Here is a 3111-nt window from a genome sequence, read left to right on the forward strand (position 1 = left end):
GTCGAAGAAGATCTCGGTCGACACCAAGGGCGAGATTCTCGAACTCACCAACACCATCAACACGATGGTGGACCAGCTGTCGTCGTTCGCCGCCGAGGTCACGCGGGTGGCGCGCGAGGTCGGCACCGAAGGCAAGCTCGGCGGGCAGGCCGACGTGCAGGGCGTCGCGGGCACCTGGAAGGACTTGACGGAGTCCGTCAATTCGATGGCGTCGAACCTCACGTCGCAGGTCCGGAACATCGCCGACGTGACCAAGGCCGTGGCGGCCGGCGATCTGTCCAAGAAGATCACCGTCGACGTCAAGGGCGAGATCCTGGAACTGAAGAACACGGTCAACACCATGGTCGACCAGTTGCGCTCCTTCGCCGCCGAAGTGACGCGGGTGGCCCGCGAGGTGGGCACCGAAGGGATCCTGGGCGGCCAGGCCGACGTGCAGGGCGTCGCCGGCACCTGGAAGGACCTGACGGAGTCGGTCAACTTCATGGCCGGCAACCTCACTTCGCAGGTGCGCAACATCGCCGAGGTGACGACGGCGGTCGCCGCCGGCGACCTGTCGAAGAAGATCACGGTGGACGTSAAGGGCGAGATCTCGGAGCTCAAGAACACCRTCAACACMATGGTCGACCARYTGCGYTCMTTCGCCGCCGAGGTGACGCGCGTGGCGCKSGAGGTKGGCACYGARGGSAWSCTCGGYGGCCARGCCGAYGTGCAGGGCGTGGCCGGCACCTGGAAGGACCTGACCGACTCGGTCAACCTGATGGCCTCGAATCTCACCTCGCAGGTGCGCAACATCGCCGACGTGACCAAGGCGGTGGCGGCCGGCGACCTGTCCGAGAAGATCACGGTCGACGTCAAGGGCGAGATCCTGGAACTCAAGGCGACCATCAACACCATGGTGGACCAGCTGTCCTCCTTCGCGGCGGAAGTTACGCGGGTCGCGCGCGAGGTCGGCACCGAAGGCCGGCTGGGCGGGCAGGCCCAGGTGCGCGACGTGTCCGGCACCTGGAAGGACCTGACCGAGAACGTGAATTTCATGGCGGGCAATCTGACCGGCCAGGTGCGCGGCATTGCGAAGGTGGTGACGGCGGTCGCCAATGGCGACCTCAAGCAGAAGCTCACCGTCGAGGCCAAGGGCGAGATTGCCGCGCTGGCCGAGACCATCAACAGCATGACCGACACCTTGGCAACCTTCGCCGACCAGGTGACCAGCGTGGCGCGCGAGGTCGGCGTCGAGGGCAAGCTCGGCGGCCAGGCCAAGGTGCCCGGCGCCGCCGGCACTTGGAAGGGGCTGACCGAGAACGTCAATCAACTCGCGGCCAACCTGACGACCCAGGTGCGCGCGATCGCCGAGGTGGCCACGGCAGTGACGCAGGGCGACCTGACGCGCTCGATCACGGTCGAGGCCCAGGGCGAGGTTGCGGCGCTCAAGGACACGATCAACGAGATGATCCGCAACCTGAAGGACACGACGCAGAAAAACACCGAGCAGGACTGGCTCAAGACGAATCTCGCCAAGTTCAGCCGCATGCTGCAGGGGCAGAAAGACCTGCTGACCGTCGGCCAGCTGATCCTGTCGGAACTGGCGCCGGTGGTCGGCGCCCAGCAGGCCGAGTTCTATCTGCTGACCTCAGCGGGCGGAGCGCCGAAACTCAAGCTGTTCGCGAGCTACGCTTCGGGCGGCCACGCTGCGCACGGCAAGGAAATCGACCTCGGACAGGGCCTGGTCGGGCAGTGCGCAATCGAGAAATCGAAGATCCTGCTGACCAACGTGCCGAGCACGGCCTTCAAGGTGGCCACGGGCCTGAGCGAAGGTGCGGCGATGGACGTGATCGTGCTGCCGGTCGTGTTCGAAGATGAGGTGCGCGGGGTGCTCGAGCTGGCGTCGCTCGAGCGCTTCAACCCGTCCCATCAGGCCTTCCTCGACCAGCTGACGGAGTCGATCGGCATCGTGATCAACACGATCTCGGCCAACATGCGCACCGAGGATCTGCTGACCCAGTCTCAATCGCTGGCCGAGGAACTCCAGAGTCGCCAGCAGGAACTGCAGCAGACCAACGAGGAGTTGCAGGAAAAGGCCCGCCTGCTGGTCCATCAGAACCAGGAAGTCGAGAGCAAGAATCAGGAAGTCGAGCAGGCCCGCCAGGCGCTGGAAGAGAAGGCCGAGCAGCTGGCGCTGACCTCCAAGTACAAGTCGGAGTTCCTCGCCAACATGTCGCACGAGTTGCGCACGCCGCTCAACAGCCTGCTGATCCTGTCGGATCAACTGTGCAAGAACGCAGAGGGCAATCTCACGGCGCGGCAGGTGGAGTTCGCCAAGACGATCCACCTCTCGGGCAATGACCTCCTGATGCTGATCAACGACATCCTCGATCTCTCGAAGATCGAATCGGGCACTGTGGCCGTGGAGGTCAGCGAACTGCGATTCGACGATCTGCAGCGCTCGGTCGAACGCAGCTTCCGCCACGTCGCGGAGGCCAAGCAAGTGGACTTCGACATCCTTATGAGAGAGGCGCTGCCCGAAACCATCGTGACCGACGTCAAGCGCTTGCAGCAGATCATCAAGAACCTGCTGTCCAACGCCTTCAAGTTCACCCATCACGGGTCGGTGAGCTTCTCGGTCGCGACCGTCGCGAGCGGCTGGTCGCGCGACCGCGAGGAGCTCAACCGGGCGAGCCAGGTCATCGCCTTCGCCGTGTCCGATACGGGCATCGGCATCCCTGCCGACAAGCAGCAGATCGTCTTCGAAGCCTTCCAGCAGGCCGACGGATCGACCTCGCGCAAGTATGGCGGCACCGGTCTCGGCCTCGCGATCAGCCGCGAGCTGGCGCGGCTTCTCGGGGGGGAGATCCGATTGACCAGCGTTCCCGCTCAAGGCAGTACGTTCACGCTGTTCCTGCCCCAGAGCCACAGCCCCGCGCGCGGGCGAGGGACTCGCTCGGGCAGCGCCGATGCGACGGCTTTCCAGCAACTGCCGAATCTCCGCTCGCCGGTCCCCGCGAAGACGCGTTTGGAGGGCGCGCCCTTGCATGCCGAGCCCGTTGACGCGCGCACTGGCGGCGAGACACATGACGAGGAGGTCGCGGCCGCCGAACTGCATGCGCTGAACGTGGC

1 protein-coding gene is annotated in these 3111 nt (G+C 65.1%); it reads left to right on the plus strand.

The features are described 5' to 3' along the window. Positions 1-3111 (plus strand): HAMP domain-containing protein (locus AC1DY5_RS49080; RefSeq protein WP_478121576.1); only part of this gene is annotated, 3111 nt, incomplete at both ends.

The organism is Variovorax sp. P4_D9, from assembly GCF_056401695.1.